The following is a 24,711-nucleotide window of genomic DNA, read 5'->3' as shown; positions in this document are numbered from 1 at the left end:
CCTGTGCGGTGGCGGGCGCAACTCGCCGCGGCGCGCCTCGAACCGGGGCGCCGCGGCCAAGGGCGGATCAATCGGGAAAGGCGAAGATCTGGCCCGGATAGATCAGGTTGGGGTCGCGGATCTGCGTCTTGTTCGCCTCGAACAGACGCACGTAGGACATGCCGTCGCCGTAGCGCTCACGCGCGATGGCCCAGAGCGTGTTGCCCGGCTGCACGGTGACCGCGGTCACCGCCTCGGCAGAGGTCAGCTCCGCGGCGGCGGCGGCGAGCTTCTCGGGCGGCTCGCGGCGGAACGGGCTTTCCGCGCGCGCCATCACCTTGCCACCCGCGTCGATCTGATCGACCCGCAGCGTGTAGGTGCCCGCCGCGATCTGCGGAAGCGCCACCTGCCAGCGGCCGTTGCTCGCGACCTGAAGCGTGGTGACCTCGCTGTTGTCGAGATAGACCCGCAGGACGGCTTCGCCGCTGCCGCGCCCCGAGAGCTCCACCCCGCCCTCATCGTCATAGGTGATCGCGTCGATGGCCACGCCGCCGGGGGCAACGGGTTGCGGGCTCTGCATCACTTCGACACCGCGCGCATCCGAGAGCAGCACCGTGGGCGCTGCCGGCTCCGGCGACTGGCCTTCCGTGGTGCCCGCAGCGGACAGCCCGGTCGCCGCCTCGGTCGCCTCGCCCTCTGGCGCGGCAGACGCGACCTGCGGAACCGGCGGGGTCAGGATCACTTCCTGCTCGGAGTCGACCTGTTGCCCGTTCACCGACATGCGCAGACGCAGCACCTGCGGCACGCTCGAAGGGGGAAGATCGAAGAAGGCGGCAAAACGGCCGTCGTCGCCAACCGGGCTGGTCAGCTCTGCCTCGCCGTCGAGCAGCAGCACGACCTCGCTGCCCGGAACGGCGCGCCCGGCGACGGTGATCAGCCCGCCGGGCTCTGCCCGTACAAGATCGAAACTCGGCGCGGCGGCACCCGCCGCCTCGGGAGCATCGGCCACAGGGGGCGTGGCATCGGTCTCCGCCGGGGGCATCGAAGTCTCGGTGGCGGCCTCGCCCTCGGAGGGCAGCGCCAGCGCGACCTCGCTGCCCGGCTCCTGCGCGTCGGTCGCGGGTGCGTCGGTCTCCGGGGTCTCCGGGGCCGCCCCGGTTCCGGCGTCGGCTGCGGCCTCTGCCGCGTTCTCGGCATTCGTGTCAGCGACCTGCGGCGCGTCGGGCTGCGTCTCTGCCGACTGTGCGGGGCGGGCTTCGGAAGGGGCAGCGGCCTTGCCCGGCGTCTCGGTCACCTGCGTCACGGCAGGCTGGCTCATCTCCGTGGGGTTCGGGCCGATCACGCCGCTCACGTAGAGCGCGCCAACCACAGCGGCTGCGCCCAAGCCGATCCAGACCCAAAGTTTGTCGTTCATCTTCCTCGTATCCCACACACGGCGCCCGACCATCTTCCTGAGCGCGGTTGAGAACCTATAACAATCCCGTTATCACCCGTCAAAACAGCATTTTTTTGGATTATCCACATGACCGCCAAATCTGTCTGCATTTATTGCGGCTCGCGCCACGGCATTGCATCCAGCTATGCTGCCGATGCCTCAAAGCTCGGCACTTCCATTGCACAACAAGGCTGGCGACTTGTCTACGGCGCTGGCGACGTTGGCTTGATGGGAGAGGTCGCGCGCGCTGCCCAGGAGGCTGGCGGCGACACCTTCGGGGTGATCCCGACACATCTTCTGTCGCGCGAGGTGGGCAAGACCGACCTCACCCGCTTCGTGGTCACCGAGACCATGCACGAGCGCAAGAAGGTCATGCTGATGAACGCCGACGCGGTCGTTCTGATGCCCGGCGGCGCGGGCAGTCTCGACGAGTTTTTCGAGGCGCTGACCTGGCGCCAGCTCGGCCTTCACGCCAAGCCGATCGTGCTGCTCGACACCGAAGGGTTCTGGACGCCGCTGAAGGCGCTGCTCGATCACGTCGTGGCCCAGGGATTTGCCGAGGCCTCGCTGCTCGACTACGTGCACAGTGCCGACAGCCCCGAGGGCGTCATGGACATCCTTGCACGCGAGATGAGCTAAAGGCGTTTCTGAACATATACGTTCAAAGACTTGTTATAAAAAGAAAACGCCGCCAATTCCGGGCGGCGTTTTCGGCTTCTGCATGACCTGATAGTTCAGGCCGTCGCAAATTCGTCGCGCAGCAGCTTCTCGATCTTGTCGAGCGGATGGTTGGTCAGCGTCTTGTCCAGTTCGGCCACCACCTTGCTCGACACTTCCTTGTGCAGCTTCGCGCGCAGCTCGCCCAAGGTCGCGGGCGGCGCAACCAGAACGATGCGCTCAAAGCGCCCCTTGTGCGCCAGCTTGTAGAGGATCTCGGCCAATTCGTCGGCGAAGCGTTCCTTGGCCAGCTCGTGCCAGTCGGTGTCGTCGAGCGCCGACTTCTGCCCCGGCCCCCCGTCGGCCATCCGGCCGGGGCGGTTGGCCGATTGCTCGCGGTCCGGGGGGTTCTCCTGCGTCTCAATGCGCACCACGTTCAGATCAGGGTCGCGCTCGTCCACGTCGTTGCGCAGGAACAGCGCTTTTTCGCCGTCCGCGACCAGAACCCATGTGCCATTGCTGAGAATCGCCATTGTCGTTCCTCCTTTGCTTCCGGGGAGTCAACGTCCGGCACGGTCCGGCGTTCCCTTCGCGCCCGAACAGCCCCGCTCACAGGATATCACGAAAGCAAAGCGCCCGGCCCCTCTTCGAGGGACCGGGCGCAGGCCGCCACAGGTGGCGACATCGGGATCAGGCGGGGCTCAGAGCGACGCCTGGTAGATCTTGTCGATGTTGCTGCCGAGCGCGGCGTTGAAGTCGCCGTCCGACTGCTTCTTCGACAGGCCTTCGGCCAGCGCGCGGCTGAAGGAGGCGATCATCTTAGAGTTCTTCGAGAGCCGCTCGCAGGCGTCGTCGGTGCTGTAGCCGCCCGAGAGCGCCACCACGCGCACGACGCGCGGGTGATCGGCAAGACCGTCATAGAGGCCCGGCTTGCTGGGGATGGTCAGCTTGATCATCACGTCCTCGCCCTCGGCCAGCGTGTCGAGGTGCTTGGCCAGCGACGCTTCAAGCAGCTCTTCCGCCTCTGCCTTGCTCGCCGAATGGATGTTCACCTCGGGCTCGAGGATCGGCACCATGCCGGCGGCAATCACCATGCGGCCGATCTCGAACTGCTGCGCCACCACGGCCTCGATGCCGTCTGCGTTCGCCTCGTGGATCACCGAACGCTCCTTGGTGCCGAAGATGCCGAACTCCTGCGCCGCCTCGTTCAGAAACTCCGCAAGGCCCGGAATCGGCTTCATCATCTGCACGCCGTTCGCCTCGTCCTCGAGGCCCTTGTCGATCTTCAGGAAGGGCACCACGCCGCGCTTTTCCCAGAGGTACTGCGCGGTCGGCAGGCCCTCGATCTCGCCGCGCATGGTACGCTCGAAGAGGATCGCGCCCAGCACCTTGTCATTGGTGAACTCGGGGGCGGTGATGATGCGGGTGCGCATCTTGTGGATCTCGCCGTACATCTCGGCTTCGCCGTTGTATTCGCTCTCCTCGACGCCGTACTGGAGCAGCGCCTTGGGGGTCGAGCCGCCGGACTGGTCGAGCGCGGCGATGAAGCCCTTGCCCGATGCCATCTGGTCTTTTTGCTTTGCAAAAACGGCCTTGTCCTGTGCCATGAAAGATCCTCTGTAAGATCGTTAAAATTGGTTTACCAAAGAGTTAGCCCAAGCCGTGGCGATTGGGTAGGTCGAAGCAGCGCTTTATCGCTACCATTAGCGCTAGCGAGCGGTAATCCGCAGCCAGATGCCAGCGCGTGCGCGCACCGTGAGGAAGGCAACCGGCTCTGGCACCCGCTCCGGCACGATCTCGAGCTTCAGATCGCGCAGGATCAGCGAGAGCAGCAGCACCCCCTCGACCATGGCAAAGCCCGCGCCGGTGCAGACCCGTGGTCCTGCCGAAAACGGCATGTAGGCCTCGCGCGCGCAGGTCTTGCCGTTGTCGGTGCCCCAGCGGGCGGGATCGAACCCGTCGGGATTGTCCCAGAGCCGCTCGTGCCGGTGCTGGTGCCAGGGGCTCAGAACCACCTGCGACCCCCTCGGCAGCGCGCGATCCCGGAACCGCTCGGGACAGCTGGTCTCGCGCACCATCATCGGCACCGGCGGGTAAAGCCGCAGCGCCTCGCGGAACACGTCACGCGAGAGCCGCAGCCGGGCGATGTCGGAAAAATCGGCAGTATCGCCCAGCACCCGCGCCTCCTGCGCGAGCCGCTCCTGCCACTCGGGATGCGCGGCCACCAGCCAGAGCGCCCAGGCCAGCGCCGAGGCCGAGGTCTCGTGTCCGGCGAGGAAGAAGATCGCCACCTGGTCGACCATCTCCTCGGTGCTGAAGCGCGCGCCGGTCTGCGGGTCGGGCGTGGTCATGATCTTGGTCGCCAGGTCATCCGGCGCCCGGCCCGCGGCGATGTCCGCCTGCCGCGCGGCGGTCAGCTCGGTGATCAGCGCGCGGATGCGTTTCGCCGCAGCCCGCGTCGCGCGCCGGTGGAACCGCGGCATCCAGCGCGGCAGAGGCAGGAAGGCGGCAAGGTTCAGGATCGGCTGCGTGCGCTGATAGGCGCGGAACTCGTGGAACACCTCCTGCGCCAGCGCGTGCTCGATCGGCAGCGAGAAAAGCGTCCGGAAGATCACATCGGCGGCGGCATGGCTGGTGTGCTCCTCGATCTCGAGGACCGCGCCCTCGCCCGCCTCGGCCTTGAGACGGGCCAGCGCCGCCTCCGCCGCCTGCCACATCGCCGGGTAGCTCTCGCGCAGCCGCCCGCCCTCGAACGCCGGGTCGATGATCCGCCGCTGCCGCAGCCAGGCTTCGCCATTGGTCAGGAAGACCGAGTTGCCGAGCAAGGGCCGCAACCCCTCGGCGATGCGGCCGGATTTGGGGAAATCCATGGGCCGGTCCTTCAGCACGGTCTTCACCAGCTCCGGCTGGTTCACCAGATAGGAGCGGAAGAAAGGCGTACGGAACTCGGCCATCCACGCGCGATAGAGCCGCGCCGGCTGCGCCGAAAGCAGGTCCGCCCGGAACAGCCGCAGGTAGCGCAGCAGCGAGACCCGGTCGGGCCGCGATCTGGGTTTCGGCGGGATCATGCGGTGCGGGCCGCGGCGTCGGGCGTGATCGAGGTGAAACGGTTCACCGGCGCCTCCAGCCGGCTGGCCGAAGGCGGGCGCTGCGCGTAGCGCTCGGCCAAGGTCAGCGGCCCCGCGGTGATGCGGAAGTAGTCATAGTCCAGCGGCGCATCGAAGGCGCAGAGATACTGGAAGTGCAGCCGGAAGAAGCGCCAGCGCAATTCCTTCCAGCGCGCCGGGCTGAGCGAGCGGGTGAACTGCGCCGAGAAGACCAGCGGCCAGCGCTTGCCCGCGGGCGCGACGCCCGAGACCGACACCGGATCGCAGAGCGCGAAGGCGCAGCCATCGCCGGGGGCGGTCACGTCCACCCAGGTCAGCTCCTCGCGGGTCGAGAGATAGGCAAGGTCGGCACGCAGCCGCCACGCGCCGCGCAGGAAGGACACCATCGGCACCACCTGCCCGAGGCTGAGAAAGGCCAGCTTCGGCCCCTGCGGCGGCACCCGGCCCGCGCGAATGAGATCGGCAAGGACCGAGACCGCCAGATGCGCCCCCGAGCTGTGACCGACCACCAGCACCTCGTCGACCTCCTCGGCAAGCGCCGCGGCGATGGTCTCGCCGAAGGCAGCCATCCGTGCCTCGAGCTCGGGAGGATTGGCGCCACGGTGGCGGGCCGAATAGGCGTAATCGTGCATCAGGTAGTAGGCAAATACCTTGCCGTCATTGGCATGAAACCAGCGCAGCAGAGCCCAGGCCACCAGAATCCCCGCGACGCCGCCGGCCAGCCGCGCCGCGCCGCCGAGCAGCGGCACCGTAAGCGCCGCCAGCGCGTAGACGGCCCAGCCCGCCAGCAGCGCCAGCAACAGCTGCAGCAGCAGCATGCCCACAGGGTAGAGCGCGGCGATCACCGGCCCCTTGCGCAGAAGCATCAGCCGGAAGAGCGCCCCCGTGACGATGTATTCCCAGGCGGTGCGGAGCAGCTGCAGGTAGGTTGCCAGGATCGAGGTCGACATGCTGGCGCGCACGATGTCGGACCAGACCAGCACCTCGACATCCGCCGCGATCTCGGCCCCGTCCATCGCCGCCTCGACATGCCAGCCATAGCGACCGCCGCCGGTCTTGGGGCGGAGCGCCAGAGCGTAGCCCGAGATCGACGCCTGCGCCGCGCCCTCCTTGCGGTAGAGCTCGCGGTAACGGCGCGGGTGAATGGGATCATAGCCGGGAATGTAGACCACCCGCCTGCGCGTCACCGTTCCGCTCTCACTCATACCAAGGCCCTCGTTCCCCTGCCCGGAAAATGACCGTAGCGGCGACGAAGGGCAAGAGGGTGGCCAGCGCGCGGCAGGCAGTCTCATCTTTCCCCAAGCACTCGTGCCACGCGCCGGAAAGGCGCCCCCCGGCGGGAACATTTGCGGAAAGATGAAAGCCTCAGCCGAGCTGGCCGAGCGCCGGGAAGGTTTCCAGCAACCAAAACGAGAAGGCCGAGAAGGCACCGGTGAGCAGCGCCAGACCGACGACGATGAGCAGCAGGCCCATGATCCGCTCGATGGTCTTCATGTGACGCTTGAGCCGGTTCATCACCCCCATGGCGCGGCTGAGGAAGATCGCCGCCAGCAGGAACGGCAACCCCAGCCCCAGCGCATAGACCCCCAGCAGCAGCGTGCCGCGGGCGACCGAGGCCTCGGTCGCGGCCAGCGACAGGATCGCCCCGAGTTGCGGACCGATGCAGGGAGTCCAGCCGAAGGCGAAGGCAAGACCCAGAAGATAGGCGCCAAACGCCGAGCCCCCTGCCTCGCCCGCGTCGATTCGCGCCTCGCGGTCGAGGAAGGGAATGCGGAAGACATGCAGGAAGTGCAGCCCGAAGACGATCACCACCACGCCCGAGATGCGCGCCAGCAGGATCTGGTTCTGCAGGAAGAAGGTGCCGAGCCATGACGCGGTGAAACCGAGCAGGATGAAGACGGTGGAAAGCCCCAGCACGAAGAAGAGCGCGGCGGTGAAGGCGCGCCAGCGGGCGCTGCCGCCTGCCTGCATCTCGGAGAGGCTGACGCCCGACATGAACGCGAGATAGGGCGGCACGATGGGCAACACGCAGGGGCTGAGGAACGAGATGACACCCCCGAAGAGCGCCACGATCATGGCGGGGAGCAGGCTTGCGTCGATGATCTCGATTCCGAACATGCCTTCGGAATAGGCGATCGCGCGCCACGCGTCACCTGATCCGCTCTCACGTCTGCGTTCCCCTTCTGAAATGATGTGCCCCTGCCACGCCCGCGGTGCCCGGGCGTTGCGAGACGGGCAAAGAAAAACGCCCCGGTCTGTCGACCGGGGCGCTCTTCAAATCCAAGGCGGCGGGGCTCAGCGGCTCCACCAGCCCTTGCGCTTGGGCTTCGAGGCGTCGTCCGCCTCTGCCGCCACGGGTTCCGGCGTCCGCACGGGTTCCGGCTCGGCCGGGGCCTCCTCGGCAACCGGCTCGGCGGCGACGGGCGCTTCCGCGACCGGAGCTTCCACCGGGGTTTCAACCGGAGCTTCCACCGGCGCATCGACCGCAGGCTCCTCGGCCGGGGTCTCGGCGACGGGCTCGGCCTCTGTGATCACCTCGGCAGGGGTTGCCGCTGCGGCGACCACCGGCTCTGCCGCTGCCTCCGCGGGGGCCTCGGCCTCGGCCGCAGCCGGCTCGGGCTGCACTTCGGCCTCGGTCGGAGCGACCTGTGCCGGCGCTTCGGCAACCGCTGCGGCCTCGGCCGGGGCTTCGGTCGCCTCGGGCTCGGCCTTCTTGCGGCTGCGCGACCGGCGGGCGCGCTTGGGCTTCTCGGCCGGGGCTTCCTCGGCTGCGGGGGCTGCGGGCGCCTCGGGGGCCTCACCCGCCTCTGCCGCTTCCTCGCCCGGCGCTTCCGCGGCGGGTTCGGCCTCGGCCGGGGCCTCGGTCAGCGGCTCGCTCGGAATGTCCTCCGCCTCGCCTTCGGCATCGCCGATCGCCTCGTCGCCGGATTCGCCGTTCTGCCCGTCGCGGGTCTTCGAACGCGAGCGGCGGCGGCGGCGGCGGCGCTTCTTGGTCTTGCCATCGCCCTCGGCATCGGCTGCACCGTTGGAGGTCTCGGCTTCGGCCTCGGACGTCTCTTCGGCTTCCGCCTCGATCAGGTCCTCGTCTTCCTCTTCCTCGGCGGCGTAATCTTCGTCCACCTGGTCCATCAGCGAGGCGGTGGCCGAAACCACCGGGGTGACCACCTCGGGCACGTTGCGCGTCGCGGTCTTGAACTTCTCCATGGTGAAGTCCGGGCTCACCAGGTGCAGATCGCCCTCGATGCGCACGGCCATACCGTAGCGCGCCTCGATCTGGGCGACGTGCTCGCGCTTCTGGTTCATCAGGTAGTTGGCGATGCCGACCGGGCACTTCACCAGCACCTCGCGGGAGCGGCGGCGCACGCCCTCTTCCTCGATCTGGCGCAGGATGTTCAGCGCCATGTTGTCATCCGAGCGGATCAGGCCGGTGCCGTGGCAGGCCGCGCAGGGCTGCGTGGTGGCCTCGATCATGCCCGGACGCAGGCGCTGGCGCGACATCTCCAGAAGGCCGAAGCCCGAGATGCGGCCGACCTGGATGCGGGCGCGGTCGGTTTTCAGCTTGTCTTTCAGCTTCTTCTCGACGGCGGCGTTGTTCTTGCGCTCTTCCATGTCGATGAAGTCGATGACGATGAGACCCGCGAGGTCGCGCAGACGCAGCTGGCGGGCCACCTCCTCGGCGGCCTCCAGGTTGGTCTTCAGCGCGGTCTCCTCGATCGAGCCTTCCTTGGTGGCCCGGCCCGAGTTCACGTCGATCGCCACAAGCGCCTCGGTGACGCCGATCACGATGTAACCGCCGGACTTCAGCTGCACGGTCGGGTTGAACATGCCGCCGAGGTAGGTCTCGACCTGGTAGCGCGCGAAGAGCGGCATCGGGTCAAGGTAGTGTTTCACGTTCTTCGCGTGGGACGGCATGATCATCTTCATGAAGTCCTTGGCGTTGCGGTAGCCGCGTTCGCCTTCCACGTGAACCTCGTCGATCTCGCGGTTGTAGAGGTCGCGGATCGAGCGCTTGATGAGGTCGCCCTCCTCGTAGATCTTCGCGGGCGCCACCGACTTCAGCGTCAGCTCGCGGATCTGCTCCCAGAGGCGCTGCAGGTATTCGTAGTCGCGCTTGATCTCGGTCTTGGTGCGCTTGGCGCCCGCGGTCCGGATGATCAGCCCCGCGCCCTTCGGCACGTCGATGCTCTGCGCGATTTCCTTCAGCTTCGAACGGTCGGCGGCATTGGTGATCTTGCGCGAGATGCCGCCGCCACGGGCGGTGTTCGGCATCAGCACGCAGTAGCGGCCGGCGAGCGAGAGATAGGTGGTCAGCGCCGCGCCCTTGTTGCCGCGCTCTTCCTTGACGACCTGCACCAGCAGGATCTGGCGGACCTTGATGACTTCCTGGATCTTGTACTTCCGCGCGCGGGGCTTGCGCGCCGGGCGGATGTCTTCCTCGGTGTCGTCATCGGCGACCGACTCGATGCTGTCGTCGGACTTGGCCGCGTCGAGCTCGTGCTCGTCGTGGTCATCGGCCTCGGGCGCCTCTTCGGGCGCCTTGAGATCAGCGGCGGAGCCTTCGGCAGGTTCCTCGACCGGGGTCTCGGCAACGGTCTCCATCGGCGACAGACCTTCGTCGTCGCGCGTATCGAGAACGTCGTCGCCAAGATCGATCGTTTCCATGCCCGAGATACCCTCGGACGCTTCGCCCAGGACGCCCTCGGCGATCTCGCCGGTCACCAGCTTGTCGTCGGCGCTCGCCTTCTCGGCCTTGCTGCGCGAACGCGACCGGCGCGTGCGGGAGCGCGAGGTCTTCGAGCGCGACTTTTCCTTGTCGTCCTCGTCCTCTTCAGCGGCCAGAGCCGCCTCTTCCTCCATCAGCGCCTGACGGTCGGCGACGGGAATCTGGTAGTAGTCGGGGTGAATTTCCGAGAAGGCGAGGAACCCGTGGCGGTTTCCGCCGTAGTCCACGAAGGCCGCCTGCAGCGAGGGCTCGACCCGCGTGACCTTCGCCAGGTAGATATTACCTGCTAACTGGCGCTTGTTTTCAGATTCAAAGTCGAATTCCTCGACCTTGTTTCCGTCAACCACCACGACGCGGGTCTCTTCCGCGTGGGTGGCATCGATGAGCATTTTCTTAGCCATGTTTTCCGTGTGCACGGCACATGCGCCAACGGACCGGGCGGAGCCGGGCTGCAGGACGAAGTGGCGTGGCTTGTCTGGGCGGTGAGCGGCGCGCAGGCACGGGAAGACAATCTGTCTTCGCCCAGGTGCCTGATCTGCGTCGCGCGCTTCATCGCGGTTCTTCTCCGACACCGTCACGGCGATACGCCGAGCGGTGCCTTGTTGCGGCCCGTCGCCTTGGGCGATCCGGGCAATGTGCTTGGCCTTGCGGCCAGATCGGTCTGCCCAGGGTCCTTTTGCGGACGGCTCCGAAGCAGCGAAACTCTTTGGCATTGCATCCCGCGGGAGGCGGAAAACGCACTTGCCTGACGAGTAGCATAGGGGCATCGCAGCCCCAATGACAATATGGAATGTGACCGGTGCATGAATTCATCCACAGGGCTGCCCCCAGTGGCAAGGACACCCTTGTCCGCCGCCGCACCCATTGTCTTGGCCGGCCGTCCGGGCCGGACGTCCGCGCCTTCCTCTTTCCGACGATGCGCCCCGCCCCGCCTCCGCCGGCCGCGCAGTACCATTTTGGTATACCATCCTTATTGACCTTGCGTCGCCAGCCGTATTCAACTCGCCCGGACAGCCCCGAAAACGGAGACGGGGCGCAGACGAGGAGGAACTCATGACCGGACGAAACAAGCTCAAGGCGCGGCTCCAGGCGGGGGAAACGGTGACGGCTGCATGGTTCGAGCTGGGCTCGCCCGAGGTGGCGGAACTGCTGGTCTACAGCGGCTGGGACGTGCTGGTGATCGATTGCGAACACGGATCTGCGGGGCTCGAGGCCGGGCTGAACCTGCTGCGCGCGGTCGAGGGCGCGGGCGGCGAGGCGGTGATCCGGGTGCCCGACTCCTCTGAAGCGACGCTGAAGCGCGCGCTCGACCGGGGCGCGCGCTCGATCATGGTGCCGATGGTGCATACCGCGGCCATGGCGCGCGACATCGCTTCCTATTGCCTCTACGCGCCGCGCGGCCGCCGCGGCTATGCGGCCCCCATCGTGCGCGCCACCAACTGGGGCAACATGCCGGACTACGGTGCCACCGCGCACGAAGAGCTGCTGCTCATGGCGCAGGTCGAGCACGTCGACACCGTGGCCGAGGTCGCCGAGATCGCCGCGGTCGACGGCATCGACATGGCCTTCGTCGGGCCCAACGACTTCGCCGCCTCCATGGGACTGCTGGAGCAGACCGAACATCCGGACGTGCGCGCCAAGATCGCCGAGGCGGAAAAGGCCGCGCTGGACGGCGGGCTGCTGCTCGGCACGATCACCGGCGTCGCGGGACCCGGCCGCGGCTACGCCGAGCTGCGCGAGGCGGGCTACCGTTTCATCGTCGGCCCGAACGACGTGCACCTGCTTGCAGGCGCGGCGCGCGCCGCAAAGGCGCAGGCCGCCGAAGCCCTGGGCGAGGCGGACACGCAGTCTGCCCCGCTGGCGAGCTACTGAGGCTCAGTCAAACGCCTTCAGGCGCTTTATCAGGGCGGAGGTGTCCCAGCGGCCTCCGCCCATTTTCTGGACATCCTTGTAGAACTGGTCCACCAGCGCGGTCACCGGCAGCGGGGCGCCGATCTCGTTGCCGGTGGCAAGGCAGATCCCGAGGTCCTTGCGCATCCAGTCCACCGCGAAACCATGCTCGAACTTGTCGTCGAGCATCGTTTCATAGCGGTTCACCATCTGCCAAGAGCCCGCCGCGCCGCCGCCGATGACCTCGACCACCGCGCGCCCGTCGATCCCCGCCTTCTCGGCGAAGGCCAGACCTTCCGACAGGCCCTGCACCAGCCCGGCGATGCAGATCTGGTTGACCATCTTGCACAGCTGGCCCGCGCCGCTGTCGCCGATCCGCTTGCACAGCTTGGCATAGGCGTCGATCACCGGCGCGGCCATGTCATAGTCGCCCTGGTCACCGCCGCACATCACGACGAGCTGGCCGTTCTCGGCCCCCGCCTGCCCGCCCGAGACCGGCGCGTCGACAAAGCCGAAGCCGTTGTCCTTGGCGACCTCCCAGAGCTCGCGCGTCACCATCGACGAGACCGTGGTGTGATCAACGAAGACCGCGCCCTCGCCCATGCCGGCAAAGGCCCCGTCGGCACCGAGGCAGACGGCGCGCAGGTCGTCGTCATTGCCGACGCAGGCCATGACAAACTCGGCGCCCTCGGCGGCCTCCCGCGGTGTCGCGGCCATCTTGCCGCCGAAGTCGCTCACCCATTTGTCCGCCTTGGCGGCGGTGCGGTTGTAGACCGTCACCTCGTGACCGGCCTTGGTCATGTGCCCCGCCATCGGATAGCCCATCACGCCAAGCCCCAGGAATGCACATTTTGCCATGGATCAACCTCCCGTTACCGTTGTCGTTCAGGAAGGTTGTCGCCGCTCGCCCGCCCCTTGGCAAGGGGGCGGGTCTTGGGTAAGCCCGTCGCAGCGGGCAAACACTGGGCAACCTCGGGGCGGAACATGGCAACACTCTTCAGGTGGCTTTTCAGGCTCGCCAGCGCGGCAATCCTGGTGACCATCCTCGGCGTGGCTCTGGCCTATTATCTGGCCTCGCGCTCACTGCCCGATTACGACAAGACGCTGGCGGTCGCCGGCACCGCGGGCGACATCGAGATCGTCCGGGACAACGCCGGGGTGCCGCATATCTTCTCTCCGGTGGATCGCGACGTCTACTTCGGACTCGGCTACGTGCACGCGCAGGACCGGCTGTGGCAGATGACCCTGCTGCGCCGCACCGCGCAGGGTCGCCTGTCGGAACTCTTCGGGCGCCGCACCGTCGAGACGGATACGCTGATGCGCCGCCTCGATCTCTACACCCACGCGCGCATGTCCGTAGAGGCGCAGGACGGCGAGACGCTGGATGCGCTCGAAGCCTATGCCGCCGGCGTCAACGCGCGCATCGACGAGATCAATGCCCAGAGCCTCGGCCGCGGCGCCCCGGAGTTCTTCCTGTTCAACGCGCCGATCGCACCCTGGCAGCCGGCGGATTCCCTGGCCATCGTCAAGCTCATGGCGTTGCAGCTCTCGGGCCAGTTCCGCGACGAGATCCTGCGGGCCCGCACCTCGCTCGCCCTGCCCGATCCCGAGATGATCCGCGACATCCTGCCCGACATTCCCGGCCCCGGCATCACCGAGTTGCCGGATTACGCCGCGCTGTTCCCCGAGACGCCGCTGCCGCGCTTCGCCGAGGCGAGCCGTCCGGCCCCGGCGATGACGCCGGTCGCCCCGCCGGGCCTGGCCGGGGCCTCCAACGCCTGGGCGGCCGCGCCGGCGCGCTCCGCGGGCGGCGGCACGCTGCTGGCCAACGATCCGCATCTCGGCTTCACCGCGCCCTCGACCTGGTATCTCGCGCGGCTCCAGCTCTCGACCGGCGGCGTGATCGGCGGCACCATCCCCGGTGTGCCCGCGGTGATGCTGGGCCGTTCCGAGCATATCGCCTGGGGGCTCACCTCGTCCTATCTCGACGACCAGGATCTCTACATCGAGGAACTCGACCCCGAGAATCCCGAGCGCTACCGCACCCCCGATGGCTACAAGCCTTTCCGCACCCGGCGATCGATCGTCGATATCAAGGGCGCGCCGCCGGTCACCCTGACCCTGCGCTGGACCGAGAACGGCCCGGTGCTGCCGCGCAAGGCCTTCGATCTTGACCGCATCACGCCGCAGGGCGACGTGGTGTCCCTGAGCTGGACCGCGCTCTCTGACGGCGACACCTCGATGAGCGCCGCGATCGGCCTGATGAAGGCGCAGACGGTGGACGCGGCGCTCGACGCCAGCGCGCGCTTCGTCGCACCCTCGCAGATGCTGACGCTGATCGACGATCAGCATGTCGCGATGAAGCTGATAGGCGCCATGCCCAAGCGCGATCCGCAGAACCAGACGCAGGGCCGCATGCCGAGCCCCGGCTGGATCGCCACGAACCGCTGGCAGGGCGTGCTGCCGGACGGCGACAACCCGCTCTTCCGGGATCCCAAGGGCGGCATCCTCGGCAATACCAACAACAAGATCGTCGACCGCCCCTTCCCCGAGCATGTCAGCTTCAACTGGGGCGACAGCCAGCGGATCACCCGCTGGAGCGCGCTGATGCAGGGCCGCGAGGTGCACACCCGCGACAGTTTCATCGAAGCGCAGCTCGACACCGTCTCGCCCGCCGCCCGCACGCTGCTGCCGCTCATCGGCCGCGACCTCTGGTTCACCGGCGAGGCCGCCGCCGAGGGCACGCCCGAGCGCCAGCGCCGCCGGGCGCTCGACCTGCTGGCCGAATGGAACGGCGAGATGAACGAGCACCTGCCCGAGCCGCTGATCTACAGCGCCTGGCTGCGGGCGCTGCAGGACCGGCTGATCCGCGACGAGATCGGCCCGCTGGCCGATGCCTACACCCATGTCGATCCGCTGTTCATCGAGCGCGTCTTCCGCAACATCGACGGCGCGGGAAAATGGTGTGACGTGCTGCGCTCGGCGCCGAAGGAAAGCTGCACCGACATCGCCCGCATGGCGCTCGATGACGCGCTGGTCTGGATCGGCGAGACCTATGGCACCCAGCTCGAGAGCCTGCGCTGGGGCGATGCCCACCAGGCGACGCACAAGCACAGCGTGCTGGGCGACGTGCCGCTGCTGAACTACTTCGTGAACATCCGCCAGCCCACCTCCGGCGGCGATTTCACCCTACAGCGCGGGGTCACCGCCGGGTCCGGGCCAACGCCCTTTGCCAATGTGCATGGGGCGACCTACCGCGGGGTTTACGATTTTGCCGATCCGGACAGCTCGGTCTTCATCATCTCGACCGGCGAGTCCGGCCACCTGCTCTCGCGGCACTACGATGACATGGGCACGCTCTGGCGGCGCGGCGAATATCTTCCCATGTCGCTCGACGAGGATCTCGCCCGTGCCGCCTCGGTCGGTGTGACGCGGCTGGTGAAGCCGTGACCGGAGCGGCCGCGTGACCGCAGACGCGCGGCTGACCCGCGCCGAGGCGCAGGCGCAGGCGCGCGCGGCACTTGCCGCGGCCCGTCCCGGCCGTACCTTCGGCCTTGGCTGCCTGAAGAACATCGACCGGCCCATGCGCGCACAGGTGTTCTGCGCCGCCCATCCGGACGAGCATCTCGTGGTCAAGGTTTTCGCCCGGGAGATCGCCGCCCGCGCCCATGCCCAGGCGGACCGGCAGAGCGCCGTCGCGACGCAGATGGCCGAGGGGCCCTGGCGCGCGCCGCAGGTGCTGTTCTTCGACTCGAGCCGGCTCGTGCTCGGCATGGCCTATGCCGCGGGTCCGAGCCTGGCCGAACTCTGGCCCCGCCTGCCCGCGGGCAAGCGCGACGTGCCGCTGGAGGCGGCGGGAAGCTGGTTGGCCGCGCTGCACCGCCCGACGCTCGAGCCGCGCAAGCTCCGCCCGCGCGGTCAGCTTGACTGGCTCGCAGCGCAGCTCAGACAAGCCCGCGAGAGCGAGGAGGGGTTTGCCGAATTCGAGAATTTTTCCCTCGCCCTCGCAGAGCTCGAGGCACTTTTTCCCGCCGCGCGCGGTGCCGCCGCAACCCGCGCCGTCACCCACCGCGACCTGCATCTCGCCAACCTGGTCAGCGCCGACGGCGCGCTCTGGGGGCTGGATTTCGACAATGACCTGCCCGACGCGCCCTACCGCGACCTCACCGCGCTGCTGATCGACGCGCTCGCCACGGCCCCCGAGCCCGATGCCCCGCGCTTCGGCGCCGCGCTGGCCCACGGCTACGCAGACCAGATCACCGCCCCCGAGGCGCGGCTCTTCCTGCAGCGAGCCTATGCGCTCGGCACCTGGGCACGCACACCCGCCGCCCCCTCGCAGCGCCAGCGCGCACGGCTAGAGGCGGCGAAGATCATCCTCGCCGCCGAAAATCCGTTGTTCTGATCGGGGCAATTTCCTTCGAAGGAAATTGCAAATCTCTTCGAAGAGATTTGGCCTACACGGTCTCGAACTGCGCGCGGTCCTTGGGCGTCCAGCGCAGATGCAGAAGGTAACCGTCGTCGTCCTGTTCCTCGGACAGCACGAAGCCCTTTTGGAACAGCCAGGCGCGGCGCTTGCCTTCGCCGAAGCCGAGCCTGACATCCTCGTCCACCGCCGCGCCCTGAAGCCGTTCTGTCACCGCCTCGAGCAGCCCGTCGAGCCCCTCGCCGGTGATCGCCGAGACGGCGAAGATGCCCTCATCGCGCGAGGCACGGGCCAGAGCGGCCTCGCGGTCCTCGGGCTCAAGCCGGTCGATCTTGTTCCAGACCTCGATCTGCGCCACGTCGTCATTCACGCCGAGCGAGCGCAGGATCGCGTAGACGTCCTCGGCCTGCTCCATCGTGCCCGGATGCGAGATGTCCCGCACATGCAGCACGATGTCGGCAGCCAGCACCTCCTCGAGCGTGGCGCGGAAGGCCGCGACCAGTTCGGTCGGCAGCTCCGAGATGAAGCCCACCGTGTCCGACAGGATCACGTCCATGCCGGTCGGCAGCTTCACGGCGCGCATGGTCGGATCGAGCGTGGCGAAGAGCATGTCCTTGGCCAGCACGTCCGCCCCGGTGAGGCGGTTGAAGATCGTGGACTTGCCGGCGTTGGTGTAGCCCACCAGCGCGACGATCGGATAAGGCACCTTGGCCCGCGCCTTGCGGTGCAGCTCGCGGGTCTTGACCACCTTGTCGAGCTGCCGGCGCAGACGCACCAGCTGCTCGTCGATGGCGCGGCGGTCGGCCTCGATCTGCGTCTCGCCGGGGCCGCCGACGAAGCCGAGCCCGCCCCGCTGACGTTCGAGGTGGGTCCAGGCCCGCACCAGGCGGGTGCGCTGGTAGCTCAGTGCCGCCATCTCGACCTGCAGCACGCCCTCGCGGGTGGCGGCGCGGTCCGAGAAGATCTCGAGGATCAACCCGGTCCGGTCGAGCAGCTTCACCTTCCACTCTTTTTCGAGGTTGCGCTGCTGCACCGGCGAGACCGGGCCGTCGACGAGCACCAGCTCGACCTCGGCTTCCTTCAGGCGCTCTTTCAGCTCGGCGATCTTGCCGGAGCCGAAAAGCGTGCCGGGATGCGGATCCCGCAGCGGCACGACTTCACTGCCCACGACCTCGAGGTCGGGAAGCGCGGCCGCAAGGGCCACGCCTTCTTCGAGCGCCATCTCCGCATCGCGGCGATCACGGTCGGACTTGAGGTCGGGATGCAGGACCCAGGCGCGGGTCACATGCGGTTCATGTTCGTTCAAGCGTTATCGTCGCCGTCATAAAGGTTGATCGGCTGCGACGGCATGATGGTCGAGATCGCGTGCTTATACACGAGCTGCGACTGACCGTCGCGGCGGAGAAGAACGCAAAAATTGTCAAACCAGGTGATGACACCCTGCAATTTTACACCGTTGATCAGGAAAACCGTAACCGGAACCTTGGTTTTCCGAACATGGTTAAGAAATGCGTCCTGTAGATTTTGTCTGTCCGAAGCCATTAAATTAGCCTTTTTTTCTTGCTGTAGCCGTTCTCAGGCGCTCCCTCGTCCGCGCGAGTATGTATCGCAAGTTGCGGAACTTCCAGAGCAAAAATGTCGCCCCGGCGGCACCCTCAGCAAGGCTTCGCACAAGTGCTCGCCAAGCGCGAGATCAATCTCGCCAAATGTCGGGGGTCAGCAGCACGATGATGCCCAGCACCTCGAGCCGTCCCAGCACCATGGCCGCCACGAAAAGCCCCTTGGCGGCATCGTTCATCTCGCTCAGCGGGATCGGGGTTTCGGCGGCGGCGCGGATCAACGGACCGCAGTTGGTCAGCGCGGCGACGGTGGTGACCATGGCGTTCTCGAAGTCCAGCCCCGACAGCGAGAAGAGCAGCGAGAAGACCGCGATGGTCATCGCGAACAGCATGAAGAACACCCAGGCGACAAAGGCCCCCTGCCGGCGGATGCGGCGCGCCATGACGCCGGAACGGCCCAGCGAATGCGGGTGTACCAGGCGTTCCATCTCGCGCACGCCCGCGAGGTAGAGCGCGTAGATCCGCAGCAGCTTCACCCCGCCCGCCGTGGTCGCCACGCCGCCGCCCATGATCGCCAGCCCCATGAGAATCACGCCCGGCGTCTGCAGCCCCGACCAGCCGCGCACCGCGCCCCAGTCGGCGCTCTGGAAGCCCGTGGTGGACAGGAACGAGAGCGCGGTGAACAGCCCGCCCCAGAGCGAGCGCAGACCGGCGCCAAGATTGGTCTCCGTGCCGATCTCGAACGAGGCGATCCAGTGCCGCAGGAACAGCGCCGCGGGCAGCAGCAGCACGATCAGCAAGCCCAGCCGGAATTCGGGATCGTTGCGCAGGCGCGACCCGGTCAGCCCCTTGGTGTCGCCCGAGAAGGTCAGCCGCGACAGCGCGAAGAACAGGAACAGGAAGATGATCATCTCTCCGGCCATGCCGCTCTGCGCCGTCTGCGGCCCGCCGATCGGAGAGATGCCCGAGGTCGAGAGCGTCGACATGGCGTGGCTCAGCGCCACCAGCGGCTGGTCGCCTGCCATCAGCAGCATGACCCAGAGCGCCAGCGTCAGCCCGATGTAGATCGGGGCCAGCACCCGCGCCGAGGCCGCCAGCCGCAGCGCCGGGTCCGAGATGTCGCGCCGCGCGGCACCAGCGTCGACGCTCTGGCCGGGCTCGCCCGAGGCGGTCACCTCGAATCCGCCCAGCGTCAGCGGAGCGAGCAGCGCCGCAGAGCTGACCCAGATCAGCAGCCCGCCCATCCAGCCGACCTGCGCGCGCCACAGGTGCTCGGCCGCCGACAGGCGCTCGGGCGCGAAAAGCGTGGCGCCGGTGGTCGTCAGGCTAGAGACCATTTCGACGTAGGCGTTGAGAAAACTTGTGGTGCGCACCGCCTCGTGGAAGGGCACCGCCAGCATCGCGGGCAGCAGCAGGAAGGCCGCCAGCAGCGCCAGAAGCTGGCGCGGCGCCGATTGGTAGTGCGCCCGTGTCGCCTGCGCGATGCCGATCAGCGTGGTCAGCACCAGACCGACGATGGCGGCATAGAAGAAGCTGCGCGCGTCGTGGAAGTCCTCATGCGCCAGCGCCACGGCGGCGGGGGCGATCATCGAGGCGCTGGCGATGCCCGCCAGCAGCAGCAGAAGGGGCGTGCGGCTGAGGGTCAGCATGGGTCAGAAGAAGTCGATCGAGACCTGCAGGAGCCGTTCGACCTCCGGCACGTCCTTGGCGAGGGCGAACATCACGATGCGGTCGCCCTCTTCGATCCGCAGGTCGCCACGGATCTTCACGACCTCGCCGTCCTTCATCGCCGCGCCGACCAGCACGCCCTCGGGGAATTCGATCTCGCGGATCATCCGCCCGGCAATCGACGAGGTCGAAAGCACCTCGGCCTCGATCACCTCGGCCTCGGCGTCGCCGATGGAGTAGACCGAGCGCACCCGGCCGTGGCGGATGTGGCGCAGGATCGAGCTGACGGTGGTGGCGCGCGGGTTGATGTGCGCATCGACCCCCATCGGCTCCATCAGCGGCACCAGCGTCGGATCGTTGATCAGCGCGATGGCCATCGGGCAGCCTTCGGCCTTGGCGCGGACGGCGGCGAGCAGGTTGGTCTTTTCGTCATCGGTGACGCAGAGCACCGCATCGGCGCGGCCGATGCCCGCCTCGCGCAGGAGCGCGGTGTCGAGCGCGTCGCCATGCAGCACGATGGTCCGCTCCAGCGCGTCGGCGGCGCGCTCGGCGGCGGCGCGGTCCTTCTCGATCACCTTGGCGCGGATGCGGTCGGCACGGGTTTCCAGCGCCCGCGCCACGGCAAGGCCGACGTTGCCGCCGCCCAGCACCACGACGCGCTCCTGCTTGCGCTGCGCCTTTCCGAAGATCTCCAGCGTGCGCTGGATGTCGTCGGCGTGCACCAGCACGTAGCAGGCATCGCCTGCAAAGATCTGGTCGCGCGGCTCGGGCGCGAAAAGCGTGCCCTCGCGGCGGATGCCCACCACCACCGAGCGCAGCGTCGAAAAGAGGTCCGACAGCTGCCGCAGCGGCGTGTTGATGATCGGGCAATGCTCGTCGATGGTCAGGCCGAGCAGCTGCGCCCCGCCTTCGAGGAAACGTTCGGTGTCAAAGGCCGCCGGGGCCGAGAGGCGCTGCAACGCGGCTTCGGCAACCTCCTTCTCGGGCGAGATCACCACGTCGATCGGCAGGTGGTCGCGGCGGTAGAGGTCCGAGTAGATCGCCGTCAGGTAGCTCTGCGAGCGCAGACGGGCGATCTTGCGCGGGATGGCGAAGATCGAATGGGCCACCTGGCAGGTGACCATGTTGACCTCGTCTGAATAGGTCGCGGCGATGATCATGTCAGCGTCGCGCGCCCCGGCCTTGTCCAGCACGTCGGGATAAGAGGCAAAGCCGGCGATCCCCTGCACGTCAAGCGTGTCGGTCGCGCGCCGCACCAGATCGGGATTGCTGTCCACCACGGTGACGTCGTTGCGCTCGCCCGAGAGGTGGCGGGCGATCTGCCAGCCGACCTGGCCCGCGCCGCAAATGATGACCTTCATGTCGTCCGTCCAAATTGCTGGCCAAGGTTCCCGAGCGAGGCCCGGAGTGCGCCCGGCATGACATGCCGGGTGCCAGCGGTCAATGCAGAGCGCCGCATCTTGCAGCCCCAGCCCCGCCGGAAAAGCGAGGCTGACCCGGAATTTGGCCGCCTCTCTTCACAGCGGCAGGGCCGCGCTCAGGAGGCCGTGGAGACCTGATCGTCGTCGACATAGGCGATGCGACCGCCGGATTTCGCCCCGGTGACCACCCCCAGCGACTTCAGCTTGCGGTGCAGTGCCGAGCGTTCCATGCCGACAAAGGCCGCGGTGCGCGAGATGTTCCCGCCGAAGCGGTTGATCTGGGTCAGCAGGTACTCGCGCTCGAAGGCCTCGCGCGCCTCGCGCAGCGGCAGCGTCGCCAGCGTGCCCGAAAGCACCACGCGGCCCTCCTCGTCCTCGCCCGCGGGGCCGTCCTGCGGCAGCTCGCGCGCCTCGATCGGGCCGGTGCCGTCGCCGAGGATCAGCACCCGCTCGATCAGGTTCTTCAGCTGGCGCACGTTGCCCGGCCAGATCATCGTCTGAAGCAGCGCCACCGCATCCTCGGAGAGCTCTCGCAGCGGCAGGCCCTGGGTGCGGTTGAAGGTCTCGATGAAGTGCTGCGCCAGCAGCGGGATGTCCTCGCGCCGGTCCTCGAGCGAGGGCACATGGATCGGCACAACGTTGAGCCGGTGGTAAAGTTCCTGCCGGAAGGTGCCATGGGCGATCTCATCCTCGAGATCGCGGTTGGTCGAAGAGATCACCCGCAGATCCACGCGCACCTTGTCCGCCCCGCCGACGCGGGTGAAGCTCTGGTCGACCAGCACGCGCAGGATCTTCGACTGGGTGCCAAGCGGCATGTCGGCGACCTCGTCGAAATAGATCACCCCTCCGTGCGCCTGTTCCAGCAGCCCCGGCTCGATGCCGCGCTCGGCGCTTTCGCGGCCGAAGAGCATCTGCTCCATGTTGTCCGGCGCGACACCCGCGCAGTTGACGGTGATGAACGGTGCCGAAGCGCGGCCGGAATTGGCGTGGATATAGCGCGCCGCCACCTCCTTGCCGCAGCCCGCCGGACCGGTGAGCATCACCCGGCCGTTGGACTTGGTCACCTTGTCGATCTGGCTGACGAGGCCGCGGAACATGGCGCTCTCGCCGATCATCTGCGCGACCTCGGTCTCGCGGCGGCGCAGTTGGCTGTTCTCGCGCCGCAGGCGCGAGGTCTCCATCGCGCGGCGGATCACCACCAGCAGCTGGTCGATGTTGAACGGCTTCTCGATGAAGTCGTAGGCACCCTGCTTGATCGCCGCCACGGCGATCTCGATGTTGCCGTGGCCCGAGATGATGATGATCGGAATGTCGGGGTTGTCGCGCTTGACGGTCTTGAGGATGTCGATCCCGTCCATCTTGCTGTCCTTCAGCCAGATGTCGAGGATCATCAGCGCAGGCTGCTCGGCATTGACCTCGTTCATCGCGTCGGTGGAGTTGCCTGCAAGCCGGGTCGTATAGCCTTCATCCTCGAGGATGTCCCCGATCAACTCGCGGATGTCGCGTTCGTCATCGACGATCAGGATGTCGCTCATGTCTGCCTCTCCAGTTCCGAAATGCTCGTGTCCGAATTCTCCGGCGCCTCGCCGGCGGTGCCGAGCGGCAGGCGGATCACCGCCATCGCCCCGGCATGGTCCGCGCCGCCAAACAGCGGCGCATCCTCGAGCGCCAGCGTTCCGCCGTGCTCCTCGATGATCTTCTTGACGATGGGCAGGCCAAGGCCGGTGCCCTTGTCGCGCGTGGTGACATAGGGCTCGAACAGCCGCGCCCGATCCTCGGGCAGGCCGATGCCATTGTCCATGATGCGGATCACCGCGCGGCCGTCCTCCTGGGTCAGGCTGACGCGGATCTCGGGGCTGTGCCCCTCGGGGGCGCCCTTCTCGCCGAGGCTCTCGATGGCCTCGCCGGCGTTCTTGATCAGATTGGTCAGCGCCTGCCCCACCATCGTGGCATCAAGCTCCGCCGGCAGCGGATGCGCCGGAAGGTCGCTGACGAAACGGATGCCGGGCTGTCCGGTTTCCTGCAGCAGCACCGCACCGCGCAACAGCGCCACCACGTCCTCGGGCTTGCGCTGCGGCTCGGGCATCCGCGCGAACTTGCTGAACTCGTCGACGATGCGGCGCAGATCCTCGGTCTGGCGCACGATGACCTCGGTCATCTGCCCCAGCTTCTCGGCATCCTCGGCCTGCAACTGGCGCGAAAACTTGCGGGTGATGCGCTCGGCCGAAAGCCGGATCGGCGTCAGCGGGTTCTTGATCTCATGCGCGATGCGCCGCGCCACGTCACCCCAGGCGGCCATGCGCTGCGCGCTGACAAGGTCGGTCACATCGTCGAAGGCCACCACGTAGCCTTCAAGCGCGCCATCCTGCCGCCGCCGCACCGAAAGCCGCGCCAGCAGATGCTCAAGACGCCCTTCGCGGCTGACCTTGACCTCTTCCTGCGCGGTCTCGAGCCCGCTGTCGCGCAGCCGCTCGTAGAGCGGGCCGAACTCGGGCACTGCAACGGTCAGCGGCACGTCGGCGCGCGGCTCGCTCCAGCCGAGCAGCCGCTCGGCCGGGCGGTTGACGAAGGTCACCTTGCCCTCGGCATCAAGGCCGACAACCCCCGAGGTGATCGACGAGAGCACGGAGTCGAACAGCCGCTGGCGGCGCTCGATCTGGCGAGTGTTCTCGAGCAGCGTCTCGCGCTGGCCCTTCAGTTGGCGGGTCATCTGGTTGAAGTAGCGGCCGAGCATGGCGATCTCGTCATCGCCCTCGCCCTCGATCACCTGCACGTCGAGATCGCCCGCCCCGACCCGCTGCGCCGCGCCGGTGAGCCGGCCCACCGGCAGCGCCATGCGCTCGGCGAACCACAGGCCCAGCCAGACCGCAGCAAGGATCAGCAACAGCGCAAAACCAAGATAGACCACCGCGAAGTCGAAGAGCCGCCGCCCGCGCTCGGTTTCCTGCTGCTGGTAGAAACGTGCCGTCTCCTGGGTTTCGTCGAGCAAGTTCAGCAGGTTGCCGTCAACCACGCGGCTGACGTAAAGGAAACGATCGGCAAAGGCCGAGAGCGGCACCAGCGCGCGCAATTCGTGGTTGTCCCAGTCGGGAACCAGCACCAGACCCTCGGCACGGGCGCGGACGAACTGCTCGCGGGTCGGCTGCTCGTAGTAGAACAGGTAGGAGCGTTCGCCGCGCGCGCGGATCTCGCCGCCACCGTCGATCACATAAGCTTCGCGCAGGCCGCGCTGGATCTGTCCCTGGCCCTGCCCCAGCACCTGCCGCACATCGCCGTCATCAAGCGCGAAATTGGCCCGCCGCGCCCCGTCGATGAAGCGGGCCAGCGCCTGCACATCCTCGATCAGCGCCACGCGCTGCTCTTCCTCATAGGCCTCGGCGGCCGCCAGCGAGGCCCCCACCACGTTCTGCACGCGGCTGGAGAACCAGGTTTCGAGGCCGATGTTGATCGTCAGCACCGCGAAGACGGCGACGGTGACCGTCGGCAGGAGCGCCATCAGCGCGAAGACGCCGGTCAACCGCAAGTGCAACCGCGAGCCCGCCGATTGCGCGCGCCGCTCGGAAATCATCCGGACCAGCCGTGCCATGACCAGCGTGGCAATCAGCAGCACGTAGATCATGTCGGCCAGCAGGACGAGGCGCAGGCTCAACTGCGTCGCGCGCTCGCCGCTGCCAAGGGGACCGAGCACGAGGAACGTCAGCCCCGCAAGCACCGGCCCGAGCAGGACCAGCCCAAGGGTCGCCACGTTCTGAACGCGCCGTTGCCGGCGCAGCCTGTTCATGCGCGCCCAAGTCGAACTCCGTGCCCGGGTGGCCACAGATTCACCTCACACTGATTGGCTGCTCGAGG

The 24,711-nt window shown here is 67.6% G+C and carries 18 protein-coding genes; 4 read left to right on the top strand and 14 right to left on the bottom strand.

Translation table 11 applies throughout. The annotated features are described in order from the left end of the window. Nucleotides 1–67 precede the first annotated feature (67 nt). Nucleotides 68–1,393: a LysM peptidoglycan-binding domain-containing protein gene (locus IQ782_RS01810; protein WP_194132893.1), complete on the bottom strand. Its 1,326-nt coding sequence runs from the start codon at nucleotides 1,391–1,393 to the stop codon at nucleotides 68–70. Nucleotides 1,394–1,501: 108 nt separating this feature from the next. Between IQ782_RS01810 and IQ782_RS01805 the strand changes: the two genes are divergently transcribed. Further along, nucleotides 1,502–2,053, top strand: a complete 552-nt coding sequence (locus IQ782_RS01805) for an LOG family protein (RefSeq protein ID WP_194132892.1) — start codon at nucleotides 1,502–1,504, stop codon at nucleotides 2,051–2,053. A gap of 95 nt (nucleotides 2,054–2,148) precedes the next feature. Here the strand turns inward: IQ782_RS01805 and IQ782_RS01800 are convergent, their stop codons facing one another. The 6 genes from IQ782_RS01800 to IQ782_RS01775 form a co-directional block, all read right to left on the bottom strand. Beyond that, nucleotides 2,149–2,604: a baeRF12 domain-containing protein gene (locus IQ782_RS01800; RefSeq protein WP_194132891.1), complete on the bottom strand. Its 456-nt coding sequence runs from the start codon at nucleotides 2,602–2,604 to the stop codon at nucleotides 2,149–2,151. Between the two features lie 168 nt (nucleotides 2,605–2,772). Then, a complete protein-coding gene (locus IQ782_RS01795; RefSeq protein WP_194132890.1) occupies nucleotides 2,773–3,678 on the bottom strand; it encodes a fructose bisphosphate aldolase in 906 nt (301 codons plus the stop codon). Nucleotides 3,679–3,780: 102 nt separating this feature from the next. Beyond that, a complete protein-coding gene (locus IQ782_RS01790; protein ID WP_194132889.1) occupies nucleotides 3,781–5,139 on the bottom strand; it encodes a cytochrome P450 in 1,359 nt (452 codons plus the stop codon). Next, nucleotides 5,136–6,383, bottom strand: coding sequence for a hypothetical protein (locus IQ782_RS01785; RefSeq protein ID WP_194132888.1), 1,248 nt, complete (start codon nucleotides 6,381–6,383; stop codon nucleotides 5,136–5,138). Before IQ782_RS01785 ends, IQ782_RS01790 begins: the two co-directional genes overlap by 4 nt. A gap of 160 nt (nucleotides 6,384–6,543) precedes the next feature. Next, the gene (locus IQ782_RS01780) at nucleotides 6,544–7,296 is read right to left on the bottom strand and encodes a cytochrome c biogenesis CcdA family protein (protein ID WP_194132887.1); all 753 of its coding nucleotides are present in this window, start codon (nucleotides 7,294–7,296) and stop codon (nucleotides 6,544–6,546) included. A 177-nt stretch (nucleotides 7,297–7,473) separates the two neighbouring features. Beyond that, nucleotides 7,474–10,302: an Rne/Rng family ribonuclease gene (locus tag IQ782_RS01775; RefSeq protein ID WP_194132886.1), complete on the bottom strand. Its 2,829-nt coding sequence runs from the start codon at nucleotides 10,300–10,302 to the stop codon at nucleotides 7,474–7,476. A gap of 652 nt (nucleotides 10,303–10,954) precedes the next feature. Here IQ782_RS01775 and IQ782_RS01770 point away from each other — a divergent pair. Further along, nucleotides 10,955–11,773: an HpcH/HpaI aldolase family protein gene (locus IQ782_RS01770; protein WP_194132885.1), complete on the top strand. Its 819-nt coding sequence runs from the start codon at nucleotides 10,955–10,957 to the stop codon at nucleotides 11,771–11,773. 3 nt (nucleotides 11,774–11,776) lie between these two features. On the opposite strand, the gene IQ782_RS01765 is transcribed toward IQ782_RS01770, so the two are convergent. Further along, nucleotides 11,777–12,649, bottom strand: a complete 873-nt coding sequence (locus tag IQ782_RS01765; RefSeq protein WP_194132884.1) for an NAD(P)-dependent oxidoreductase — start codon at nucleotides 12,647–12,649, stop codon at nucleotides 11,777–11,779. Between the two features lie 126 nt (nucleotides 12,650–12,775). On the opposite strand from IQ782_RS01765, the gene IQ782_RS01760 reads away from it, so the two are divergent. After that, nucleotides 12,776–15,241 (top strand): penicillin acylase family protein, encoded by a 2,466-nt coding sequence (locus IQ782_RS01760; RefSeq protein WP_194132883.1) that lies wholly within the window; start codon nucleotides 12,776–12,778, stop codon nucleotides 15,239–15,241. A gap of 13 nt (nucleotides 15,242–15,254) precedes the next feature. Beyond that, nucleotides 15,255–16,193 carry a phosphotransferase gene (locus IQ782_RS01755; RefSeq protein ID WP_194132882.1) on the top strand — a complete coding sequence of 313 codons (939 nt, stop codon included), beginning with the start codon at nucleotides 15,255–15,257 and terminating at the stop codon, nucleotides 16,191–16,193. Between the two features lie 52 nt (nucleotides 16,194–16,245). On the opposite strand, the gene hflX is transcribed toward IQ782_RS01755, so the two are convergent. The 6 genes from hflX to IQ782_RS01725 all read right to left on the bottom strand — a co-directional run bounded on the left by hflX (nucleotide 16,246) and on the right by IQ782_RS01725 (nucleotide 24,643). Beyond that, nucleotides 16,246–17,499 carry a GTPase HflX gene (gene hflX / locus IQ782_RS01750; protein ID WP_194133196.1) on the bottom strand — a complete coding sequence of 418 codons (1,254 nt, stop codon included), beginning with the start codon at nucleotides 17,497–17,499 and terminating at the stop codon, nucleotides 16,246–16,248. A gap of 17 nt (nucleotides 17,500–17,516) precedes the next feature. Continuing rightward, nucleotides 17,517–17,756: an RNA chaperone Hfq gene (gene hfq / locus IQ782_RS01745; RefSeq protein WP_066100377.1), complete on the bottom strand. Its 240-nt coding sequence runs from the start codon at nucleotides 17,754–17,756 to the stop codon at nucleotides 17,517–17,519. Nucleotides 17,757–17,907: 151 nt separating this feature from the next. Then, entirely contained in the window at nucleotides 17,908–19,422 is a 1,515-nt protein-coding gene (locus IQ782_RS01740) for a TrkH family potassium uptake protein (RefSeq protein ID WP_194132881.1), read from the bottom strand. 3 nt (nucleotides 19,423–19,425) lie between these two features. Next, a complete protein-coding gene (gene trkA / locus IQ782_RS01735; RefSeq protein ID WP_194132880.1) occupies nucleotides 19,426–20,802 on the bottom strand; it encodes a Trk system potassium transporter TrkA in 1,377 nt (458 codons plus the stop codon). 176 nt (nucleotides 20,803–20,978) lie between these two features. Further along, nucleotides 20,979–22,397 (bottom strand): nitrogen assimilation response regulator NtrX, encoded by a 1,419-nt coding sequence (gene ntrX / locus IQ782_RS01730; RefSeq protein ID WP_194132879.1) that lies wholly within the window; start codon nucleotides 22,395–22,397, stop codon nucleotides 20,979–20,981. Beyond that, entirely contained in the window at nucleotides 22,394–24,643 is a 2,250-nt protein-coding gene (locus IQ782_RS01725; protein ID WP_194132878.1) for a sensor histidine kinase, read from the bottom strand. Before IQ782_RS01725 ends, ntrX begins: the two co-directional genes overlap by 4 nt. Nucleotides 24,644–24,711: the final 68 nt, after the last annotated feature.

The sequence above is a fragment of the Salipiger mangrovisoli genome (assembly GCF_015223355.1).
In the GTDB taxonomy this organism is placed as follows: Bacteria; Pseudomonadota; Alphaproteobacteria; order Rhodobacterales; family Rhodobacteraceae; genus Salipiger; species Salipiger mangrovisoli.
The sequence above is the reverse complement of the archived record's forward strand: the minus strand, read 5'-3'. Positions and strand labels throughout refer to the sequence as shown.

Excerpts from the sequence above, each read along its gene's own strand:
- IQ782_RS01795 (WP_194132890.1), bottom strand. The coding sequence starts at position 3,678 with ATGGCACAGGACAAGGCCGTTTTTGCAAAGCAAAAAGACCAGATGGCA.
- IQ782_RS01790 (WP_194132889.1), bottom strand. The coding sequence starts at position 5,139 with ATGATCCCGCCGAAACCCAGATCGCGGCCCGACCGGGTCTCGCTGCTG.
- ntrX (WP_194132879.1), bottom strand. The coding sequence starts at position 22,397 with ATGAGCGACATCCTGATCGTCGATGACGAACGCGACATCCGCGAGTTG.
- hfq (WP_066100377.1), bottom strand. The coding sequence starts at position 17,756 with ATGGCTTCGGACAGACAAAATCTACAGGACGCATTTCTTAACCATGTT.
- IQ782_RS01725 (WP_194132878.1), bottom strand. The coding sequence starts at position 24,643 with ATGAACAGGCTGCGCCGGCAACGGCGCGTTCAGAACGTGGCGACCCTT.
- IQ782_RS01785 (WP_194132888.1), bottom strand. The coding sequence starts at position 6,383 with ATGAGTGAGAGCGGAACGGTGACGCGCAGGCGGGTGGTCTACATTCCC.
- IQ782_RS01760 (WP_194132883.1), top strand. The coding sequence starts at position 12,776 with ATGGCAACACTCTTCAGGTGGCTTTTCAGGCTCGCCAGCGCGGCAATC.
- trkA (WP_194132880.1), bottom strand. The coding sequence starts at position 20,802 with ATGAAGGTCATCATTTGCGGCGCGGGCCAGGTCGGCTGGCAGATCGCC.
- IQ782_RS01775 (WP_194132886.1), bottom strand. The coding sequence starts at position 10,302 with ATGGCTAAGAAAATGCTCATCGATGCCACCCACGCGGAAGAGACCCGC.
- IQ782_RS01740 (WP_194132881.1), bottom strand. The coding sequence starts at position 19,422 with ATGCTGACCCTCAGCCGCACGCCCCTTCTGCTGCTGCTGGCGGGCATC.
- IQ782_RS01770 (WP_194132885.1), top strand. The coding sequence starts at position 10,955 with ATGACCGGACGAAACAAGCTCAAGGCGCGGCTCCAGGCGGGGGAAACG.
- IQ782_RS01780 (WP_194132887.1), bottom strand. The coding sequence starts at position 7,296 with ATGTTCGGAATCGAGATCATCGACGCAAGCCTGCTCCCCGCCATGATC.
- IQ782_RS01765 (WP_194132884.1), bottom strand. The coding sequence starts at position 12,649 with ATGGCAAAATGTGCATTCCTGGGGCTTGGCGTGATGGGCTATCCGATG.
- IQ782_RS01805 (WP_194132892.1), top strand. The coding sequence starts at position 1,502 with ATGACCGCCAAATCTGTCTGCATTTATTGCGGCTCGCGCCACGGCATT.
- IQ782_RS01810 (WP_194132893.1), bottom strand. The coding sequence starts at position 1,393 with ATGAACGACAAACTTTGGGTCTGGATCGGCTTGGGCGCAGCCGCTGTG.
- IQ782_RS01800 (WP_194132891.1), bottom strand. The coding sequence starts at position 2,604 with ATGGCGATTCTCAGCAATGGCACATGGGTTCTGGTCGCGGACGGCGAA.